The 17,052-nt window shown below is 39.6% G+C and carries 20 protein-coding genes; 15 read left to right on the top strand and 5 right to left on the bottom strand.

Translation table 11 applies throughout. From position 1 onward, the window contains the following. Positions 1-2: 2 nt before the first annotated feature. The 3 genes from HLV59_RS01620 to gmk all read right to left on the bottom strand — a co-directional run bounded on the left by HLV59_RS01620 (position 3) and on the right by gmk (position 1,177). On the bottom strand, positions 3-158 hold the full coding sequence (locus HLV59_RS01620) for a hypothetical protein (protein WP_014207816.1): 156 nt from the start codon (positions 156-158) through the stop codon (positions 3-5). Positions 159-196: 38 nt separating this feature from the next. Continuing rightward, entirely contained in the window at positions 197-475 is a 279-nt protein-coding gene (gene rpoZ, locus HLV59_RS01625) for a DNA-directed RNA polymerase subunit omega (RefSeq protein ID WP_002116990.1), read from the bottom strand. 72 nt (positions 476-547) lie between these two features. Next, positions 548-1,177 carry a guanylate kinase gene (gene gmk / locus HLV59_RS01630; protein WP_125698033.1) on the bottom strand — a complete coding sequence of 210 codons (630 nt, stop codon included), beginning with the start codon at positions 1,175-1,177 and terminating at the stop codon, positions 548-550. A 122-nt stretch (positions 1,178-1,299) separates the two neighbouring features. Here gmk and ispH point away from each other — a divergent pair, with 122 nt between their 5' ends. The 12 genes from ispH (at position 1,300) to rplS (ending at position 12,389) form a co-directional block, all read left to right on the top strand. Then, on the top strand, positions 1,300-2,250 hold the full coding sequence (ispH, locus tag HLV59_RS01635) for a 4-hydroxy-3-methylbut-2-enyl diphosphate reductase (protein WP_016143645.1): 951 nt from the start codon (positions 1,300-1,302) through the stop codon (positions 2,248-2,250). Positions 2,251-2,420: 170 nt separating this feature from the next. Beyond that, positions 2,421-2,894 (top strand): pilus assembly FimT family protein, encoded by a 474-nt coding sequence (locus HLV59_RS01640; RefSeq protein ID WP_031949497.1) that lies wholly within the window; start codon positions 2,421-2,423, stop codon positions 2,892-2,894. Then, complete coding sequence (gene pilV / locus HLV59_RS01645) at positions 2,888-3,448, top strand: type IV pilus modification protein PilV (RefSeq protein WP_079748555.1); 561 nt, start codon at positions 2,888-2,890, stop codon at positions 3,446-3,448. Before HLV59_RS01640 ends, pilV begins: the two co-directional genes overlap by 7 nt. Then, entirely contained in the window at positions 3,448-4,449 is a 1,002-nt protein-coding gene (locus HLV59_RS01650; protein WP_171429203.1) for a PilW family protein, read from the top strand. Before pilV ends, HLV59_RS01650 begins: the two co-directional genes overlap by 1 nt. Next, the gene (locus HLV59_RS01655) at positions 4,446-5,255 is read left to right on the top strand and encodes a PilX N-terminal domain-containing pilus assembly protein (RefSeq protein WP_171429205.1); all 810 of its coding nucleotides are present in this window, start codon (positions 4,446-4,448) and stop codon (positions 5,253-5,255) included. The genes HLV59_RS01650 and HLV59_RS01655 overlap by 4 nt, the downstream gene beginning before the upstream one ends. Before the next feature lie 11 nt (positions 5,256-5,266). Further along, on the top strand, positions 5,267-9,121 hold the full coding sequence (locus HLV59_RS01660; protein WP_171429206.1) for a PilC/PilY family type IV pilus protein: 3,855 nt from the start codon (positions 5,267-5,269) through the stop codon (positions 9,119-9,121). 10 nt (positions 9,122-9,131) lie between these two features. Then, entirely contained in the window at positions 9,132-9,614 is a 483-nt protein-coding gene (locus tag HLV59_RS01665) for a type IV pilin protein (RefSeq protein WP_171429209.1), read from the top strand. After that, the gene (locus HLV59_RS01670) at positions 9,611-10,036 is read left to right on the top strand and encodes a type IV pilin protein (protein ID WP_171429211.1); all 426 of its coding nucleotides are present in this window, start codon (positions 9,611-9,613) and stop codon (positions 10,034-10,036) included. Before HLV59_RS01665 ends, HLV59_RS01670 begins: the two co-directional genes overlap by 4 nt. 147 nt (positions 10,037-10,183) lie before the next feature. Then, a complete protein-coding gene (rpsP, locus tag HLV59_RS01675) occupies positions 10,184-10,435 on the top strand; it encodes a 30S ribosomal protein S16 (RefSeq protein WP_000260334.1) in 252 nt (83 codons plus the stop codon). 19 nt (positions 10,436-10,454) lie between these two features. Beyond that, complete coding sequence (rimM, locus tag HLV59_RS01680) at positions 10,455-11,003, top strand: ribosome maturation factor RimM (RefSeq protein ID WP_002116736.1); 549 nt, start codon at positions 10,455-10,457, stop codon at positions 11,001-11,003. A gap of 42 nt (positions 11,004-11,045) precedes the next feature. Then, entirely contained in the window at positions 11,046-11,801 is a 756-nt protein-coding gene (gene trmD / locus HLV59_RS01685) for a tRNA (guanosine(37)-N1)-methyltransferase TrmD (RefSeq protein ID WP_057105812.1), read from the top strand. A 219-nt stretch (positions 11,802-12,020) separates the two neighbouring features. Beyond that, a complete protein-coding gene (gene rplS / locus HLV59_RS01690; protein WP_002116654.1) occupies positions 12,021-12,389 on the top strand; it encodes a 50S ribosomal protein L19 in 369 nt (122 codons plus the stop codon). Positions 12,390-12,440: 51 nt separating this feature from the next. On the opposite strand, the gene HLV59_RS01695 is transcribed toward rplS, so the two are convergent. Continuing rightward, the gene (locus HLV59_RS01695; RefSeq protein WP_171430564.1) at positions 12,441-13,382 is read right to left on the bottom strand and encodes a lipase family alpha/beta hydrolase; all 942 of its coding nucleotides are present in this window, start codon (positions 13,380-13,382) and stop codon (positions 12,441-12,443) included. Between the two features lie 115 nt (positions 13,383-13,497). Beyond that, the gene (locus HLV59_RS01700; RefSeq protein WP_171429213.1) at positions 13,498-14,529 is read right to left on the bottom strand and encodes a lipase secretion chaperone; all 1,032 of its coding nucleotides are present in this window, start codon (positions 14,527-14,529) and stop codon (positions 13,498-13,500) included. 153 nt (positions 14,530-14,682) lie between these two features. Between HLV59_RS01700 and truB the strand changes: the two genes are divergently transcribed. The 3 genes from truB (at position 14,683) to HLV59_RS01715 (ending at position 17,047) form a co-directional block, all read left to right on the top strand. Next, positions 14,683-15,588 (top strand): tRNA pseudouridine(55) synthase TruB, encoded by a 906-nt coding sequence (truB, locus tag HLV59_RS01705; protein ID WP_032004865.1) that lies wholly within the window; start codon positions 14,683-14,685, stop codon positions 15,586-15,588. A gap of 19 nt (positions 15,589-15,607) precedes the next feature. After that, positions 15,608-16,384, top strand: coding sequence for a sulfite exporter TauE/SafE family protein (locus tag HLV59_RS01710; protein WP_016143633.1), 777 nt, complete (start codon positions 15,608-15,610; stop codon positions 16,382-16,384). Between the two features lie 219 nt (positions 16,385-16,603). Further along, positions 16,604-17,047, top strand: coding sequence for a hemerythrin domain-containing protein (locus HLV59_RS01715; protein WP_001019905.1), 444 nt, complete (start codon positions 16,604-16,606; stop codon positions 17,045-17,047). Positions 17,048-17,052 lie beyond the last annotated feature (5 nt).

The raw sequence follows: 17,052 nt of genomic DNA on the forward strand, positions 1-17,052 counted from the left end.
TCCTATTGCTGAAAAACTAAATCTATCTGCTTCTTAATGAAAAGCATATTGCGGAACTTGTCAATTTTTTCATTTGAAAAAGTGTATTTTTTTTTCAATGAAAATAATTGCTTTTCCCAATATGTTTGAATATGGCGCAAAGCCAAATAAAAAACCATCGCAAAAAAACGATGGTTTTTTTATGAAACAGAGTGAATTAGAAAGAAAAACCTTCTAAATTCAAGCTGTTTGTAGAAAGGGCAAGATCAAGACTAGAAGTTTGGTAATCTTGCTCACGTTGTTTAAGAATTTCTTTCGTAACGTGCCCTGCCGCGATTTCGCGCAAAGAAACTACAGTTGGTTTGTCGTTATCCCATTCTACAGTTGGCTCCATGCCTTGACGTGCCAATTGACGAGCACGTTTACTTGCAACGAGCACAAGCTCAAAACGGTTGTCTACATGATCTAAACAATCTTCAACGGTGACGCGTGCCATAAAAGTTCTCGTTTTGGAATGGTGAATTTGAACAGACTAAATAGTATAAAAGGCTTTCGATCTAGACTCAAGTTATTCCTGTTTTGGTTGATGAGTAATCAAGTCTTGGATTAATGTTTGATGACGTTTTGCTTGCTGAGATAGCACTAAACGGTTCGCTGTAATCACAGCTTCAAGCTCATGTAAGGCTTTATTAAAATCATCATTGATAATGATGTAATCAAAGTTCGTGTAGTGCTGCATATCTTCTACTGCACAGCTTAAACGATGCTCAATGACTTCAACTGAGTCAGTGCCGCGATTAGATAAACGCTGACGCAGATCAAATTGAGTCGGAGGTAAAATAAATATTTGTTTGGATTCAGGGAAAAGTTTGCGTACTTGTTCTGCACCTTGCCAATCAATTTCAAGTAAGACATCGTGTCCTTGAGCTAACTGTTGTTTTACAGTAGCTTGAGAAGTGCCATAGTAGTTACCAAATACTTCAGCGTATTCGATAAAACCATCATGGTTGACTTGGTCTAGGAATTCATCTTTTGTAGTGAAGTGATAGTGAACACCATCTAACTCACCGGGACGTTGACCTCGGGTTGTATGCGAGACTGAAACATGTAAATTGCTCACACGGTCAAGCAGGGCTTTTACCAAAGATGTTTTGCCCGTTCCTGATGCAGCAGAAACGACAAACAATAGACCCGACATGATATTTTTCCTGATATGATAAAATATCTTCGCTATTGTAGTGTACCGTGCGTTTAAACTGAATAGTTTTAATTGCAAATATTCAAGAGAAATTCCCCTGTTTTATTAATTTTGAGGCTGTTATGGAAATTGTGTTAGCTAATCCGCGTGGTTTTTGTGCCGGTGTTGATCGAGCCATAGCAATCGTCAATCGGGCTTTGGAATGTTTCAACCCTCCTATTTATGTACGTCATGAAGTTGTACACAATAAATTTGTGGTTGATGACTTACGTCAGAGAGGGGCCGTTTTTGTTGATGAGCTAGATCAGGTTCCAGATGACTCAATTGTAATTTTTAGTGCGCACGGTGTTTCAAAAGCAGTTCAACAAGAAGCTGAACGCCGAGGTTTAAAAGTTTTCGATGCAACTTGTCCTTTAGTGACTAAAGTTCATATTGAAGTGACTAAATATGCGCGTGAAGGTACTGAAGCTATTTTAATTGGTCATGAAGGGCACCCGGAAGTCGAAGGCACAATGGGTCAATATGACAAATTAAAAGGCGGTGATATTTATCTGGTTGAAGATGAAGAAGATGTTGCTGCACTTACCGTACGACATCCTGAAAAACTTGCTTTCGTAACACAAACAACGCTATCTATTGATGATACAGCTAAAGTTATTGATGCTCTGCGTGCTAAATTTCCGCATATTCAGGGCCCACGTAAAGATGACATTTGCTATGCTACACAAAACAGACAAGATGCTGTGCGTGATTTAGCTGAGAAGTGTGATGTGGTTTTAGTTGTAGGTTCACCTAACTCATCAAATTCAAATCGATTACGTGAGCTTGCAGAACGTATGGGTAAAGCTGCTTATCTTGTTGATAATGCTGATCAGTTAGAGCAGTCATGGTTCAATGAGACTTGTAAGATTGGTGTTACCGCTGGTGCTTCTGCGCCAGAAATCTTGATTAAACAAGTTATTCAACGTTTACAAGATTGGGGTGCTCAAGCACCGAAAGAATTAGAAGGGCGCGAAGAGAACATAACCTTTAGTCTTCCTAAAGAATTACGCATTCATGTAACTCAAGCATAAAGTGTGACTTATTTAACATACTGATTTTAAAAAGTTAAACAGATAATTGTTGATATGACAGTTATCTGTTTTTTTATACCCTTTATCTGCTTTGTATTTTTTTTGTAAACATAAAGCGTAAAATTTAATTAATAAATAAAAAATTTTTAAGTTTATTTGGGGTTCTGGGGATGAGGGGAATTATTCCGCAAGACGGGTTCACCTTAGTTGAGCTTATGGTGACGATTGCGGTCATGGCTATTATCGCGATGATGGCCGCGCCATCTATGTCGAATTTATTAGAAAGCAAACGATTAGATGAAAATCAACGAGACCTGATCAATACTTTGTCGGAAGCAAAGACTCAAGCGATACTTGGTCGACAAGATGTATCCATTAATCTGAATTCAACAGCCTCAAATACACCAACTTCTTTTAATTGGAAAGCTGCTTCCAATAGCACTCTTGAGCTTAAAAATATCGCTGCTAACGGTACACAGAGCTCATCAACAGCGACGACTTTAACTTTTAATGCAAATGGAGTGGTGACTAATATTACCCAAGATACACTTTTATCTATTTGTAATTCAAAAACAAATAAAAAGAAAATTCTTATTTTAACAAAGCTTGGCACATTAATTTTTAAAGCTGAGGAGACATGCTAATGCGGAGCTCTAAACAAAAAGCTCAAGTTGGGGTGGGTTTATTAGAAGTGTTGGTTGCCTTAATTTTACTTGCGGTAGGGGTTTTAGGATATGTTGCCTTGCAAGTCCGGGCTATGGATGCTTCTTCAGAGGCATTAAGCAAATCTCAAGCCATGATGATTATGAGAGGATTAGCAGAAAACATTCGCGTAAATAGTGCTCAAGCTAGTCAATATCCTGCGTTTGTTCGTAGTTATAGCAATTATTCATCTACTACCGCAGCTCCGACTTCCTGTTTCAATTCAGCTTGTACACCTTCTCAACTTGCTCAATTTGATGCATATCAAGCAGCAAGAAATGCTGATCAACTTGGCATGAAAATCACAATGACAAATTGCCCTGGGGTTACAAGCACAATGGCTCAGCAGAGACAATGTCTGTTTGTTTTTTGGGGAAAAACCTCTCCAGTAATTACAACAACTGAAGGAGTCACTAGCGCGGATGTGTCGAGTTGTATGAGTACAGATGGTGTTTATGCCAATAATTCAAATTGTTTGATGATGGAGGCATATTAATGGCTCACTCATTTGTATCGTGGAAACAACGGGGCTTTACATTAATTGAGCTTATGGTTGCATTGGCTTTAGGCCTAATTTTAGTAGCTGCAGCAACTCAATTATTTATTGGTGGACTTTTATCAAGCCGTCTACAAAAAGCAAATGCTGAAATACAAGATAGCGGTATTTTTGGTTTGGAATATATTGCCCGTGATATACGCCTTCTAAATTATGGAAATGTAACCAACCCAATCTTAACTGATATGACGCCTTGGGGCGGCGTTGTGCTAACTGGTTCAACAGCAACTAATAATAACACTGTTAATTTTGTCCCTAATGTCGGAGCAAATACCTATATTGCTAACACATTACTCAGTCGTGGCGCAGGAGATACGGTAAGTACAGTGAGCAATCACTGGAAAGGTCTTTCAAATATACAGAACAGTTCAAATGCAGCTGTGCAAAGTGATCAATTGACTATCCAATTTATTTCTCCTACGAATATGACCAATTGTGAAGGTGTGAATGTACTTGCAGGAGATTTAATTGTAGAGCGTTATTTTTTACGTCTTGATAGCAATGGTAGTTCACAGCAAGATTATGCACTCGCATGTGATGCAAATACTCCCTCTATTGTAGCCACAGCTCAACCGACAACTATTGCTGGGTTAGGCGACGCTGGTCAAATTGTATTGCCGCGTATTGATCATTTTCATGTGCTGTTTGGTGCAAAAAATGCGGCTGGCAATTTTGCTTACTATACCATTCCCCAATACCGCGCTGCTGCACAGGCTGCCCGAGATGCCACACCATCTGTGATGCCGCCACGAATTCTTTCAATACAAATATCTGTATTAGCGCGCTCTACTAATAATGCTCAAAACAAAGCAATAGATCCGGCGCAGTCTTTTTTTATGTTAGATCAAACTGTGCACGCTTCTGATAATACAACTCGATTCTTACGCCGTACTTATAACGTAACAATTGCTCTACGAAATGCGATGGGGGAAAGTCTATGACCCATTTAACTCATAAAAGTAGGTCTAAAGAAAAAGGGGCAACCCTTATTGTTGTGCTTATTATTTTATTGATTGTTATTTCTGTAGGCGTTTTAGCAATAAGAGTGGCTATTGTTTCTTTAAAAGTTGCTACCAATAGCCAAGTTAGCCAATTAAATTTTCAGTCATCTGACACTCCTTTAGAACTCATTGTGCAGATGAATCCTACCACCCTAACTAATATTACAAATGTGATTGGTGCCGCGCTTAAAGAGCATGAAAGTAACCCAGGTGCAGAATACAATTTTTGTTATAAGCCTGTTTCTACATCAACAAATTTTGCTCAGACCAGAGGCGCAAGTTTACTTCGAGCAGGAAGTGCCAATAATGCGGTTGTCGAAGGTGGCGGAGTAGCGGGTTTCTGTGATTTAACAACTGACTATGGAAGTAATCGCCAAGCAGTGGTTACTCAAGTTGCTGTAAGTATTCCAACAGATGCTGCTAGCGATATTCCAGGTTCAAATTTACCACGAGGAACAAACACCTCGGAAGGTACGCAACTTCCTAAAAGCATGTTGTCTATGCAACGTATTCGAGTGATTACAACTGCTTTTTTGCCAGCCTATGCATCTACCTCTATTGAAATTTTACAAAGAGATTGCTTAAGCACGAGTTCCGCAAAAATTAGCGACAATTTTGATACCGCATTAGCGGCTAAACAAACATTGGCGGAGTGTTTGGCAAATCATAACGTGCCTTTTAGTACTCAAGTTCAAGAATTTAACTATACCAATAAACTCACTCAAATTACGGCACCAGGTTCATAATGGGGAATATCATGAAACTAAAATTGAAGGATTTTAAGCCAAATAATTTATGGTATGCCATCTGTTCGAGTTCGGTTGCTTTTACATGGCTAATGACAAGTTCTGTGGTGCAGGCGAGTGATTTACAAATTTATGCTTCCCCTACAGCGGGTAAAAAAACCATTGTGATGATGCTGGATACATCAGGAAGTATGACCAACAATAGTTATGGTGAAAACCGTTTGGCCCTGCTTAAAAATGGTATGAATGCTTTTTTAGCCAGCAATAATCCTGTTTTAAATGATACTCGTGTGGGCTTGGGAAATTTCTCTGCCAATGGTGATAGCCGAAGTGGGCAGGTTCTAGTGGCTGCTGCTCCTTTAGGAGATGCGAGTACTTTAAATACAGTAGGTTCTCAGCGTTATAAATTAAAACAGGCTGTTGCAAATTTAACTGCTGGTGGGTCAACACCTTCAGCGCATGCTTATGCAGAAGCTGCTGCTTATTTGATGGGTACAACAACCTATTCAGAGGCGAATTATACTATTCGAAAAGATAGCTATGTAAAGCGTGTGCGAAAATCCGATAATAGAACGGAATACTCATATTGTACGAATTATCGCGATTCACAAATCGATACTACAAATCTATGGCAACCTTGTCGTTCTAATAACTATTGGAGTAACTGGTCAACTTCTAATCCGGGTGTGGATACGGCAACTGCTTATGATACTTCGTCGGATTGGACCTATTCTTATACTTATTACTACACCACTTTTAATTATGCGATAGCAAACGCAGATAGTGGCATTCCAAAATCAAAAACAAATGATACGACAAGCAATCCAAATATTGTTGTAGATAGAAATGCTACTAACTTAAATGCTATTTACCAATCTCCTTTACCTGCAGTGGCCAATCGTCAAAGCTGTGATGGGCAGGGTATTTACTTTTTATCAGATGGGGAGCCGAACAATACAACAAATACACGTTCGGCAAGTGTCATGTCGACGGCCTTAGGCACTACTTTAGGAGCAAATTTTACTTGTTCTGGAGGTTTGTCTAACACTACAGCAGACTCTGGTTGGGCCTGTATGGGGGAGTTTGCAAAACGACTATTTGATAAAACAAAGAATCCTGCCGGAGTTTCTATTCAAACAGCATTTGTGGGTTTTGGTAGTGACTTTTCTAGTTTAAGTTCTTCTGATGTAAAAAATGCCTGCCGTTTAAGTTCGAGAACCCAATCTGACCGAAAAGGAGATGATGCATGTTCACCCAATCAGACCACAAATGCGATCGCTGCACCTGGTTATGGGAATGGAGGTTTTTTCCCTACCCAAAGTGCGCAAGGTGTAACAGACAGCGTTATTGCATTTATTAATAACTTAGAAAAAGTTCCGTTACAGCCCTTAACCACTGGCGCTATCTCAGTTCCTTATGATGCACTAAACCCTAAAAATTTACAGGAATATGGTTACTTACGGGCTTTAGAGCCAAACCCAGCTAACACCTACTTAACATGGCGTGGAAATTTAAAGAAATATCATGTTGTTTTATCGGGAACAAATGCTGGTGCTTTTGAAGCTAACACTGGTGGGTTGGTTTACAACGCAACTGGTGCTTTTAGAACGGGTACGAAAGATTATTGGAATAGCTCTAATTATAATGATGGAGGTAACGTCTTTTTAGGTGGTTCATATGCGAAAGTTCCTGTACCAATTGTGGGACAAAATGAAACACGTGATGAAGATGGAAATATCATAAAATATTATTACGCAGTACAAACTAAAATCCGCAACTTATTTACTGATGTTTCCGCCGTTGCATCAGATGGTAGCTTAACGAAAATATCGACTTCTGGAACTAATTTGCTAAGAATCCCTGCTGCTCCACCAGAAGGAACTAATCCTTTTGATAGTGTGGCTAATACAGCAAGTTATGTTTTAGGAAAATTTAATGCATCGACTGGACAAGATATTTTAAAAGCTTTCCCAATTAGCTTGAAATTAAAAATATTAAATTATCTAGGTTATTCAACTGATATTAGCGCTACGACTTTACCTTCCTCATTAGTTACATCGAATGAACCCTATTTATCGATGGGCGGTAGTATTCATTCTTTACCGGTACAGCTTACCTATAATGGAACATTAGATGAAAATGGGAATTTAACATCTGCGCGTGAACAATCCATTCTCTATGGAACGATGGAAGGCGGTTTGCATATTGTGGATGCCTCAACTGGTATAGAACAAATGGCTTTCGTTCCTGCCGATATTTTAAATGATCCAGTCGCTTCAAAAGCTTTAGTTGTTGGTCAAAGTGATGCTACAGCTCCTGCTCACGGTATGGATGGGGCTTGGGTATCTGACCCTGCATATAGTATTACTACAACGGGAAGTGGTAGCTCCGCAGTATCAAAAGTGACTGCAAAGCAAATGAATATTTATGGTGGCATGCGAATGGGGGGCAGCAGTTATTATGGCTTAAATGTCTTAAATCCTGCTTCACCTAAGCTCCTCTTTAGAGTAGGTGCAGACCAAACTGATTATAGTCGTATGGGGCAGAGTTGGTCTAAACCTGTACTTGCAAATATACGTTATAACGGGATGATTAAACGGGTCATGATTGTTGGTGGTGGCTACGACCAATGTTATGAAAACCCGAATATTACCTTGAGTAACTCTTGCTTTACGAATGGAAAAGCAAAAGGAAACGCTGTCTATATTATTGATGCTAAAACTGGGGAACGCTTATGGTGGACTAGTGATACAGGCTCTAGTGTAGATAACTCTAATATGAAGCACAGTATTGTGAGTCGTATTAGTACCTTAGATCGAGATGCTGATGGTTTAGTAGACCATTTATATTTTGGCGATTTAGGTGGACAAGTTTTCCGTATCGATCTTAATAATAACCAGACCAAAACAAATTCGACTTATAGCAGTTTCGGGGTTCGAGTTGTTCGATTAGCCAATTTGGCAACGAATGATGCTACTTATGATAGCTCGAACGACTATACAGCTGGGAATGCGCCGCGTTTTTATGAACCGCCAACAGTGACAATTCACGATTATGGAATCCGCACTTTTATTACTGTAGGTATTGCGTCAGGTGACCGTAGTACACCTTTAGATGTTTATCCGCTTACAGGTCGTGAGGGGATGTCACCAAGCACAGCATTAAGCGGAAGACCTGTAAACAACATCTATGGAATTATCGACAAAGATTTTATTAAAAAGAATTTAATGTCTTTAACGGATAGCGAGCTTGAAACGAAAGATATTACTCGATCGACGCTTCGAAAAAATCCACAAATTTTACGATCTGGGGAAACACGAGTAGCACAGATTTTCTTTCCAAACTCTGGGACGGGACAAAATGGTTGGTATCGTTCACTTTCTAGTATGAGCGATGGTACCGAGAAAGCTAATAATAGTTTCCGTATTAAAGGAGGTCTCAAAGCTTTTGAAGAGCCTATGGCAATTACAGGGACTTTAATTGTGCCTGTTTATGATCCACAGGGAACAGGTATTGTAGCGGCAGACCCATGTTTACCTCGGGTAGTAGGTGAAACTGACCAGCAGACGTTCTGTTTACCATTTGGCGCCTGCCTTAATTCTGATGGATCAATTGATCAGAATAAAGAGAATGGAAGTGGATTCAGAACAAAAACTGGTACTAATTGCCCAGTAGGAGCTTCTGAATGTAATACAAATATCATTGGCTCAGGTATTCGTGGCATAGCATTCGTTCCAAAAAGAGATGTACCTCCAGTGACTAATAGTTGTGGGAAATTACAACTGTCTGGAAACGAGAGTGGAACGGGCGAGTGGCAATGTACAAGTCACTTAGTTCCTGCGCGCTGGTATGAGCGTTATCGCTAAGGGATGACTGATGAATAAATACTATATTCTGCGGTTTAATCAGGGTGTTACCTTGATTGAGCTCATGGTTGTCATCGTGATTGTCGCTATTTCTGCTTCGATTGCTATCCCTTCATATCAAAGTTATAGCCGCAGAGCGACCGCCTCTGCTGCCAAAGGCGAAATTCTAAAATTGGCGGAACAGTTGGAACGGCATAAATCCAAGAACTTTACCTATAGAGGATTTACCACCACATCTGTAACTTTGCCACGGGGTGGTTATACGATTGAAATTAGTGATGATACGACGACAGGAAATTTATTGACGAATGCTGCTGCAAATGGGCAAACATGGGTCATTAAAGCGACAACTACAGATTCAAGAAACATTAATTTTATTGCTAAGAATTCAGGTTTGCGTTGCCAAAGTTTAACAGCTACGGCTGTTGATAATGACTGTGGTGGAACAGTCACTTGCAATGTATGTGAAACAAATAGTGAGAATTGGCAATGAAGAATGGTTTTACCTTAATAGAGCTCATGATAGTAGTCGCAATAATTGCAATTTTAGCAGCTATAGCGACACCTTCGTATTTGCAGTATTTACGCAAAGGACATCGTACAGCTGTTCAATCTGAAATGATGAATATTGCCCAAACATTAGAAGCAGAAAAAATAGTTCACAATCGCTATCCATCGAATGCGACGATTACTTCGATTTATGGTTCTAGTGTCAGTCCTCAACAAGGCCAAGCTTTATATAACTTAGCTTTTGCCAGCATAACTGATTCAAGCTGGGTGTTAACTGCTACGCCTATTGCTACTACTTCTCAAGCTGGTGATGGGATCATTTGTCTTAATGATCAAGGGCAAAAATTTTGGGCAAAAGGTGCAACTGATTGTGCATTATCTGCCACATCAAATTGGCTACAGTAATTTTAAATTCAAAACTGCGGATAACTCAAAAAATAATCTTTCTTTCAGGGCGAAAATCACGTAGAATGTCGCCCTCTATGAAAGGGGTTTGAAGTGTTGCCGATGGTCGGCGCAGGGATAATCCGTAAGAATTATAAGGCTTTTATCATGGTTGTTATTCGTTTAGCACGTGGCGGCGCAAAAAAACGTCCATTCTATCAAATCGTTGTGACTGACAGCCGCAATGCACGTGATGGTCGTTTCATCGAGCGTATCGGTTTCTTTAACCCGACTGCACAAGGTCAAGCAGAAAAACTTCGTTTAGACGCTGACCGTTTTGCTCACTGGGTTTCTCAAGGTGCTCAACCTTCTGAACGTGTTGCTTCTTTAGCTGCTCAAGCTAAAAAAGCTACTGCATAATTTTTGTAGTAGGTAGCCCATGACATCAACACAGAATGTTCCCGAAGATCGTATTCAGATTGGACAGTTACGTTCAGCTTATGGATTGAATGGGTGGCTCTGGGTGTATTCAAATACAGAACCTATGAGCAACATGTTTGACTACCTGCCTTGGTACATTGAGACCAAGGCCGGTTGGCAAACAATAGATGTAAAACGTTGGAAACCCCATGGCAAAGGCCTAGTTGTCGCGTTGAAGGGTGTGAGTGATCGCACTGGAGCGGAAAGCTTGGTTGGCGCTAATATCTGGATTGCTAAGTCTCAACTGCCAAAAGCAGATGTGGATGAGTACTACTGGTCAGATTTGAAGGGCTTAACCGTGTTAGGTCTTGATGAAGAAGAACAGGAAGTAAACTTAGGGAAAATTCATGAGTTGTTTGAAACTGGAGCTAATGATGTGATGGTGGTGCATGCTACCCCAGACAGCATTGATTCAGAAGAGCGCATGATTCCTTGGCATAAAGATGTAGTACAACGTGTTGATCTTGAAGCTGGTCGTATTTACGTCAATTGGGGCGTAGATTATTAATCCTTTTAGGATTAATACAGCAGGAAAATAGAGGAGTCTGTAATGTTTTTTGCAGTCATTACGCTTTTTCCTGAAATGTTTGAAGCGATTACAGCTTACGGCATCAGCGGACGTGCGGCAAAACGAGATATTGTACAAGTCACTTGTATTAATCCTCGTGATTTTGCTGAGGGAAACTACAGAAGAGTGGATGAACGTCCATTTGGTGGTGGCCCCGGTATGGTGATGATGGCTGAGCCTTTGGCGAAAGCAATTGCACATGCCAAACAACTTGCCTCACAAGCAGGACATGTTCATGTCCCTGTGGTGTATATGTCCCCACAAGGCAAAACCTTAAATGAACAGGCAGTACAGCAGTTTGTCGATTATGACGGCTTAATTGTACTGTGTGGACGTTATGAGGGAGTAGATGAACGTTTGATCCAGCATTATGTTGATCAAGAATGGTCAATTGGTGATTATGTTTTATCTGGTGGTGAACTGCCCGCTATGGTGTTACTTGACAGTATTATTCGCCGTTTGCCGAATGTAATGTCAGATGAACAATCAGCAGTACAAGATTCTTTTGTTGACGGTCTTTTAGATTGTCCACAATATACAAAGCCTGACCATTTTGAAGGGCTGGATGTGCCAGAGGTATTAAAATCTGGACATCATGGCAACATTGAAAAATGGCGCTTTTTGCAGCGATATCAACGAACTCTAGAGCGCCGACCAGAGTTGGTCGAAAAGGTTGAGTTGACTAAGCAGCAAAAAAAATGGCTAAAAGATACGCAAGAGAATGGCGGTAACTCTTAATCGTTATTCTCAAGAACGAAAGTTCTGCAACAAGACGAGAAGCAATGCTTCGAGTTAAAGCATAATTCTATTTAATGAATAGTTTTATGTAAATTTAAAGGCTCTTTATAGACATATTGTCGTAAAGGGAAAGATAAACGGGTTGATATGCGCTTTAGCCTCTATCCCCAGCGGAAATTCAGACCTCTTCTGACTCCGCACATATTGGAGATTCCCACAATGAGTGGTAAACATCCTTTAGTTCAAGCTGTTGAAAATGCACAGTTAAAATCTGATATCCCTGCTTTTGCTCCTGGTGACACTGTCATCGTTCAAGTAAAAGTAAAAGAGGGTGATCGTGAACGTCTTCAAGCATTTGAAGGTGTTGTAATCGCTAAGAAAAACCGTGGTTTGAACTCTGCGTTCACAGTACGTAAAATTTCTAGCGGTGTTGGTGTTGAGCGTGTATTCCAAACTCATTCACCAGTTGTTGCTAAAATCGAAGTGAAACGTCGTGGTGACGTTCGTCGTGCTAAACTTTACTACCTTCGTGACTTGTCTGGTAAAGCTGCACGTATTCGTGAAAAATTACCAGCTCGTAAAGCGTAAGCTTATAGCGAGTAAAAAAATGCGCCTTTTGGCGCATTTTTTGTTTAAAAACTATAATCCTTGAAGTTTTAAACGGTTGGCATGTTGACGGTAAACCGAGACAGGATCGGAAGCAAAAATAGAACGTACCCCAAGTACTTGGTTCACTTCATCTAAATGATTCCAGTTGTAATCATCACGAATTGTTTTACCAAATTTGGCACTGCATCGGGAAACAAGTCCATCATTATCACCGAATGGATCGACTACTAAACTACTGCCAGTTAGCGCAATATCAAATGGGTCTAATGGATTGGTGAGAGCTTTATTTCCTGAGAAAGAATACATATAGATACCTTTCTCTTGATATGTCCCTTCACCACAAGAAGTAGTTGGTATACCCATTGGGAACTGAGCATTAAATTTTGCAGAACCTTGCGTAGATAAGCTATGAGCGCCTGCTAAAGAATCGTGTGGATAGCTTGTTGGATCTAAGCCTCCTGCCCAAGTAATGGCTGCTGAAAACCAGTTTACTAACGTTGCTACGCCTGAAAGAGGAGTACCCTCAACATTCAGTATGACATCTGCCATTGGTGATCCCTTATGAGGTGCACCAATTGTGGTGAGTGAGGCAATTTTTTCTGGCATGATACCGGCCACATAACGAATTGTCGGGCCCCCATGGCTATGACCGATTAAGTTGACTTTAGGTTTGCCAGTAATGGCAATGATCTCTTCTACTTGCTGGGCAAGTTGTTCTCCACGCACTTCTGTTGAGTTAAATGGGGATACTCTTGTCGCCCAAACATTTCCTCCATTACGAGCAAGGTCTGGAAGGATTTGGTACCAGTAATCGAGACCAAGGGTATCTGTTCCAACTCGGTTAAAACCTGCCATACCATGGTTAAAAACCATTGGATATTTGGTTTGTGCGTAAGATGAATAAACGAACGAGTTTTTAACTTGTTCAGCATTTGTGGCATGGGCCGCTGAAATACTCAGTCCTGAGAGCATCGCAGCGCAAAAATACATTAACTTCCTTTTCATTTTTTACTCACTATTTTTATTTTGTATGAAAAGCAGCTTCTTACTGCTAGTGAATTTTTAGCCAGTCCCTAAAAGGAAAGGCTTAATAATTAAATGGCAGTTCACCTCCCTGATCATGGACCGTTTCAAAAGTTCGAAGTCTTAATTGTTCTTGTGATGAGTTAAATTGTTGTTGGCGTAATTGTTGTATGGCTTGGTTTTTAGCGCTATCACTCATATTGCTTTTAATAATTTCATCTCGTCCACTCAGGTAACTTGTGACCCTTTGCTGCCAAGCACTACGTTGTGTATCTAATGTTTCTAGTCTTTGCGTTGCTTCAGCTCCAACGAGTGCTGTACGCATTTGTCTAAGTTCTTCTGCTGAACCATTGCGTGCTTTAATTTGTTTGGTCAGTGTATGTAAATCATCAAGTTTTGAGAGCTCTTGTAGGTTTTGTTGCCAGTCTTCTGGTAGTTGTTCAAAGCGTTCTTTAAGTTTTTGTGCCTTTTCAATTTCGCTTAAAGACGAGTCCTCAAGTATTTGCATACGATCTAACGTGTAGTTCTGATAGATATCTTCAGTTGAGAAGAGTCCTTCAATTTCAGAAGTTGAAAAGAAACGTTTTCTTAGATCTTGAATTGAATTAAAAATCTTTTGAAAATAATTTTTATCTTGTTGTTTTGATGAAGGTGTTTGGATTTGAGCAAGCTGTTCACGGTATTTTAAGTAACGGGTCCATAAATCCAGAATCTGTGTGCGAGCTGGCTCTAAATATTTTCCCTGAATAAATTGTCTAAAGTGATTTTTAATTTGCTCTAAATCATTTTCTCCATATTGGGTAATAAAATATTCAAAGCAGTCACGTGTTTGACTATTAACGACCAAATGTTGAGAACTATCAATTTTTAACTGACAGTTAACTTGGGTATCTTGCTGACTTTTACTATGGTAAGCATCTGCATTTAGCGATGAATGACTTGTAGGTGGAACAGATGCTAAGCTTTTAGCTTCATCCTGATTTATTTGAGTCGATGTATTTTTTGATTCTGGGCTTAGCCAATATACACATGCAATGAGGCCCAGAATAAAAAATCCGAACACGCACCACAATACCTTCTTCTGCATCCCTTGCATAAAGATATCTTCCTTAAGTTTTAATTTGTTGTTTTTTTACTCGATCATTAATGTGCCATAAAATAAGTGAAAAGGCACCTAAATATTGTGAAAATATCTTGCCGAATTTGCTAACATGTCGGCACTTTTTTCTAGCTTTGTGTTCCAGTAAAAATGACGACAAAAAATCAAAAAATTTCTCGTCGCCATATCAGTGGTGTATTTCTATTAAATAAACCATTAGGCTTAAGTTCAAATGCGGCTTTGCAAAAAGTGCGTTGGTTATATCGCGCTCAAAAAGCAGGCCATACTGGAGCGTTAGACCCCTTGGCGACTGGTTTGCTCCCGATTTGTTTGGGAGAAGCGACCAAGTTCTCACATTATTTGCTGGACTCAACAAAGCGTTATCAAACCACTGTTCGATTGGGACAGACCACAACAACAGGTGATGTGGAAGGGGAGATTTTACAAGAGCGCCCTATTCCTGTTCTTAACCAAGAGCTTATTGAACAAACTTTAGAAAAGTTTAGAGGCGATATTCAACAAGTTCCGCCCATGTATTCAGCTTTGAAAAAAGAAGGTAAGCCGTTATATGAGTTGGCGAGAAAAGGTATAGAGATTGAGCGAGAAGCGCGTCCAGTCACGATTTATGCTTTAGAGCTTATTGAGTTTACCGAAAATAGTATCACTCTGGATGTAACCTGTTCTAAAGGGACATACATCCGTGTATTAGGTGAAGATATTGGTGAGGCACTTGGCTGTGGTGGGCATTTAACGATGCTAAACCGGACTCAAACAGGACATTTTGAGCTTATACCGAGTTATACCATTGAATATCTAGAAAGCTTAACAGAAGAGCAAAGAGAAGCCTTGCTACTTCCAGTTTATGCTCCGGTTGACCATTTCTTGAAAATTCAGGTTCCAGAAGGGCGTGAAAAATACTTTTGCAACGGTTTGGAAAGCAATATTGAACATTCTGCAGAAGCAGAAGTTTTGGTGTTTTCGGGTGAGCGCTGTTTAGGCTTAGCCGAGATTACCGATAAAAAACGGTTGGTACCTAAGCGTATCTTAAATTTGTAGTAGATGTAGAGTATAGAACATGGGCATGGAATGGGATGTTATCCTTAGTTTGATCTTTTTTGCGTTTACTGCAGGAGCAATTGATGCTGCTGTAGGCGGCGGTGGACTCATCCAGATTCCCGGGATCATGAGTACTTTTCCTAACATGTCGACTGCTACCGTGATTGGTACCAATAAAGTCTCATCTATTTTTGGTACGGCGTCGGCGGCTTATACCTTTGCTAAGAAAGTAAAGTTGCAATGGAAGCTTTTAGCCGTTATTGCCATTTGTGCCTTGATTAGTTCTTTTGCCGGCGCTGCATGTTTGTCACTTATTCCACAATCTGTATTGCGTCCTTTCGTTTTCGTCATGTTGATTGTGATCGCAATTTATACCCTAGTTAAAAAGAACTTCGGTCAAGTTCATACCGAGCAAAAAATTACCACGAAAATGTTAATTTTAGCTGCTATTGGTAGTTTGGCCATTGGTTTTTATGACGGTATTTTTGGGCCGGGTACAGGTAGCTTCTTTATTTTCTTCTTTATCCGTTTTTTACAAGTTGATTTCTTACATGCTTCAGCTTTGTCTAAAATCGGTAATTTTATGACGAACTTGGCTGCATTGAGTTTCCTCATTCCAACTGGACACGCGATTTTACATATTGGTTTAATGATGGCGGTAGCTAACGTGCTAGGTTCTATTGTTGGGGTACGTACTGCGCTTAAATACGGTAGTGGTTTTGTCCGTATTATCTTTTTAATTTTGGTGAGTATCCTGATTTGCCGTCTGGGCTATCAAATGTTTGTTACAGGCTAAATCAAATAAAAAAAGTAAAAGTATGAGCTGATCTTAGAAAGCAGTTCATACTTTTATGTATCATTTAAAGCTATAAATATAAAAATCATTACAGAAATTTACTAGAAAGAAAACTGTGTAAAAAATAGTCTCATTTTAAGCTACTTAAACATTATAAATTTCAACGTATGATAAACTTTGAAATAAAAAAGATTTTTTAGCTAAAAAATGAGGAAGAGAATGAATATTTTCGAAGCATTAAGAGAAAGCCATGAAAATCAACGTAACCTTTCTGAACAACTCATTCAGACACACGGTTTAACCGAAGAAAGAAAAGAATTATTTGATGCATTAAAAAATGAACTTTATGCCCATTCAGTTGCCGAAGACCGTTACCTCTATATTCCTTTAATGTTTGATGATGTGGGGCTAGATATTACGAGACATGCTTTATCCGAACATCATGAAATGGATGAGTTGGTCGAACAACTTGAAAAAACTGATATGAGTAGTCCAAGCTGGTTAGCAACCGCCAAACAGTTGAGTGAAAAAGTCCATCATCATTTAAAAGAAGAAGAACATAAATTTTTCCAGCAAGCCGGAAAAATTCTTAAAGACAGCGAAAAAGAAACGCTGGGTAATAAATATTTAAAGGAATATAAAAAGTATAAAAAGCAGCAGTAGAGTAA

The organism is Acinetobacter lactucae (genome assembly GCF_013122135.1).
Taxonomy (GTDB): Bacteria; Pseudomonadota; Gammaproteobacteria; order Pseudomonadales; family Moraxellaceae; genus Acinetobacter; species Acinetobacter lactucae.

Bases quoted from the DNA above. Each gene is read 5' to 3' on its own strand.
- HLV59_RS01620 (WP_014207816.1), bottom strand. From the start codon at position 158: ATGGTTTTTTATTTGGCTTTGCGCCATATTCAAACATATTGGGAAAAG.
- rpoZ (WP_002116990.1), bottom strand. From the start codon at position 475: ATGGCACGCGTCACCGTTGAAGATTGTTTAGATCATGTAGACAACCGT.
- gmk (WP_125698033.1), bottom strand. From the start codon at position 1,177: ATGTCGGGTCTATTGTTTGTCGTTTCTGCTGCATCAGGAACGGGCAAA.
- ispH (WP_016143645.1), top strand. From the start codon at position 1,300: ATGGAAATTGTGTTAGCTAATCCGCGTGGTTTTTGTGCCGGTGTTGAT.
- HLV59_RS01640 (WP_031949497.1), top strand. From the start codon at position 2,421: ATGAGGGGAATTATTCCGCAAGACGGGTTCACCTTAGTTGAGCTTATG.
- pilV (WP_079748555.1), top strand. From the start codon at position 2,888: ATGCTAATGCGGAGCTCTAAACAAAAAGCTCAAGTTGGGGTGGGTTTA.
- HLV59_RS01650 (WP_171429203.1), top strand. From the start codon at position 3,448: ATGGCTCACTCATTTGTATCGTGGAAACAACGGGGCTTTACATTAATT.
- HLV59_RS01655 (WP_171429205.1), top strand. From the start codon at position 4,446: ATGACCCATTTAACTCATAAAAGTAGGTCTAAAGAAAAAGGGGCAACC.
- HLV59_RS01660 (WP_171429206.1), top strand. From the start codon at position 5,267: ATGAAACTAAAATTGAAGGATTTTAAGCCAAATAATTTATGGTATGCC.
- HLV59_RS01665 (WP_171429209.1), top strand. From the start codon at position 9,132: ATGAATAAATACTATATTCTGCGGTTTAATCAGGGTGTTACCTTGATT.
- HLV59_RS01670 (WP_171429211.1), top strand. From the start codon at position 9,611: ATGAAGAATGGTTTTACCTTAATAGAGCTCATGATAGTAGTCGCAATA.
- rpsP (WP_000260334.1), top strand. From the start codon at position 10,184: ATGGTTGTTATTCGTTTAGCACGTGGCGGCGCAAAAAAACGTCCATTC.
- rimM (WP_002116736.1), top strand. From the start codon at position 10,455: ATGACATCAACACAGAATGTTCCCGAAGATCGTATTCAGATTGGACAG.
- trmD (WP_057105812.1), top strand. From the start codon at position 11,046: ATGTTTTTTGCAGTCATTACGCTTTTTCCTGAAATGTTTGAAGCGATT.
- rplS (WP_002116654.1), top strand. From the start codon at position 12,021: ATGAGTGGTAAACATCCTTTAGTTCAAGCTGTTGAAAATGCACAGTTA.
- HLV59_RS01695 (WP_171430564.1), bottom strand. From the start codon at position 13,382: ATGCTCTCAGGACTGAGTATTTCAGCGGCCCATGCCACAAATGCTGAA.
- HLV59_RS01700 (WP_171429213.1), bottom strand. From the start codon at position 14,529: ATGCAAGGGATGCAGAAGAAGGTATTGTGGTGCGTGTTCGGATTTTTT.
- truB (WP_032004865.1), top strand. From the start codon at position 14,683: ATGACGACAAAAAATCAAAAAATTTCTCGTCGCCATATCAGTGGTGTA.
- HLV59_RS01710 (WP_016143633.1), top strand. From the start codon at position 15,608: ATGGGCATGGAATGGGATGTTATCCTTAGTTTGATCTTTTTTGCGTTT.
- HLV59_RS01715 (WP_001019905.1), top strand. From the start codon at position 16,604: ATGAATATTTTCGAAGCATTAAGAGAAAGCCATGAAAATCAACGTAAC.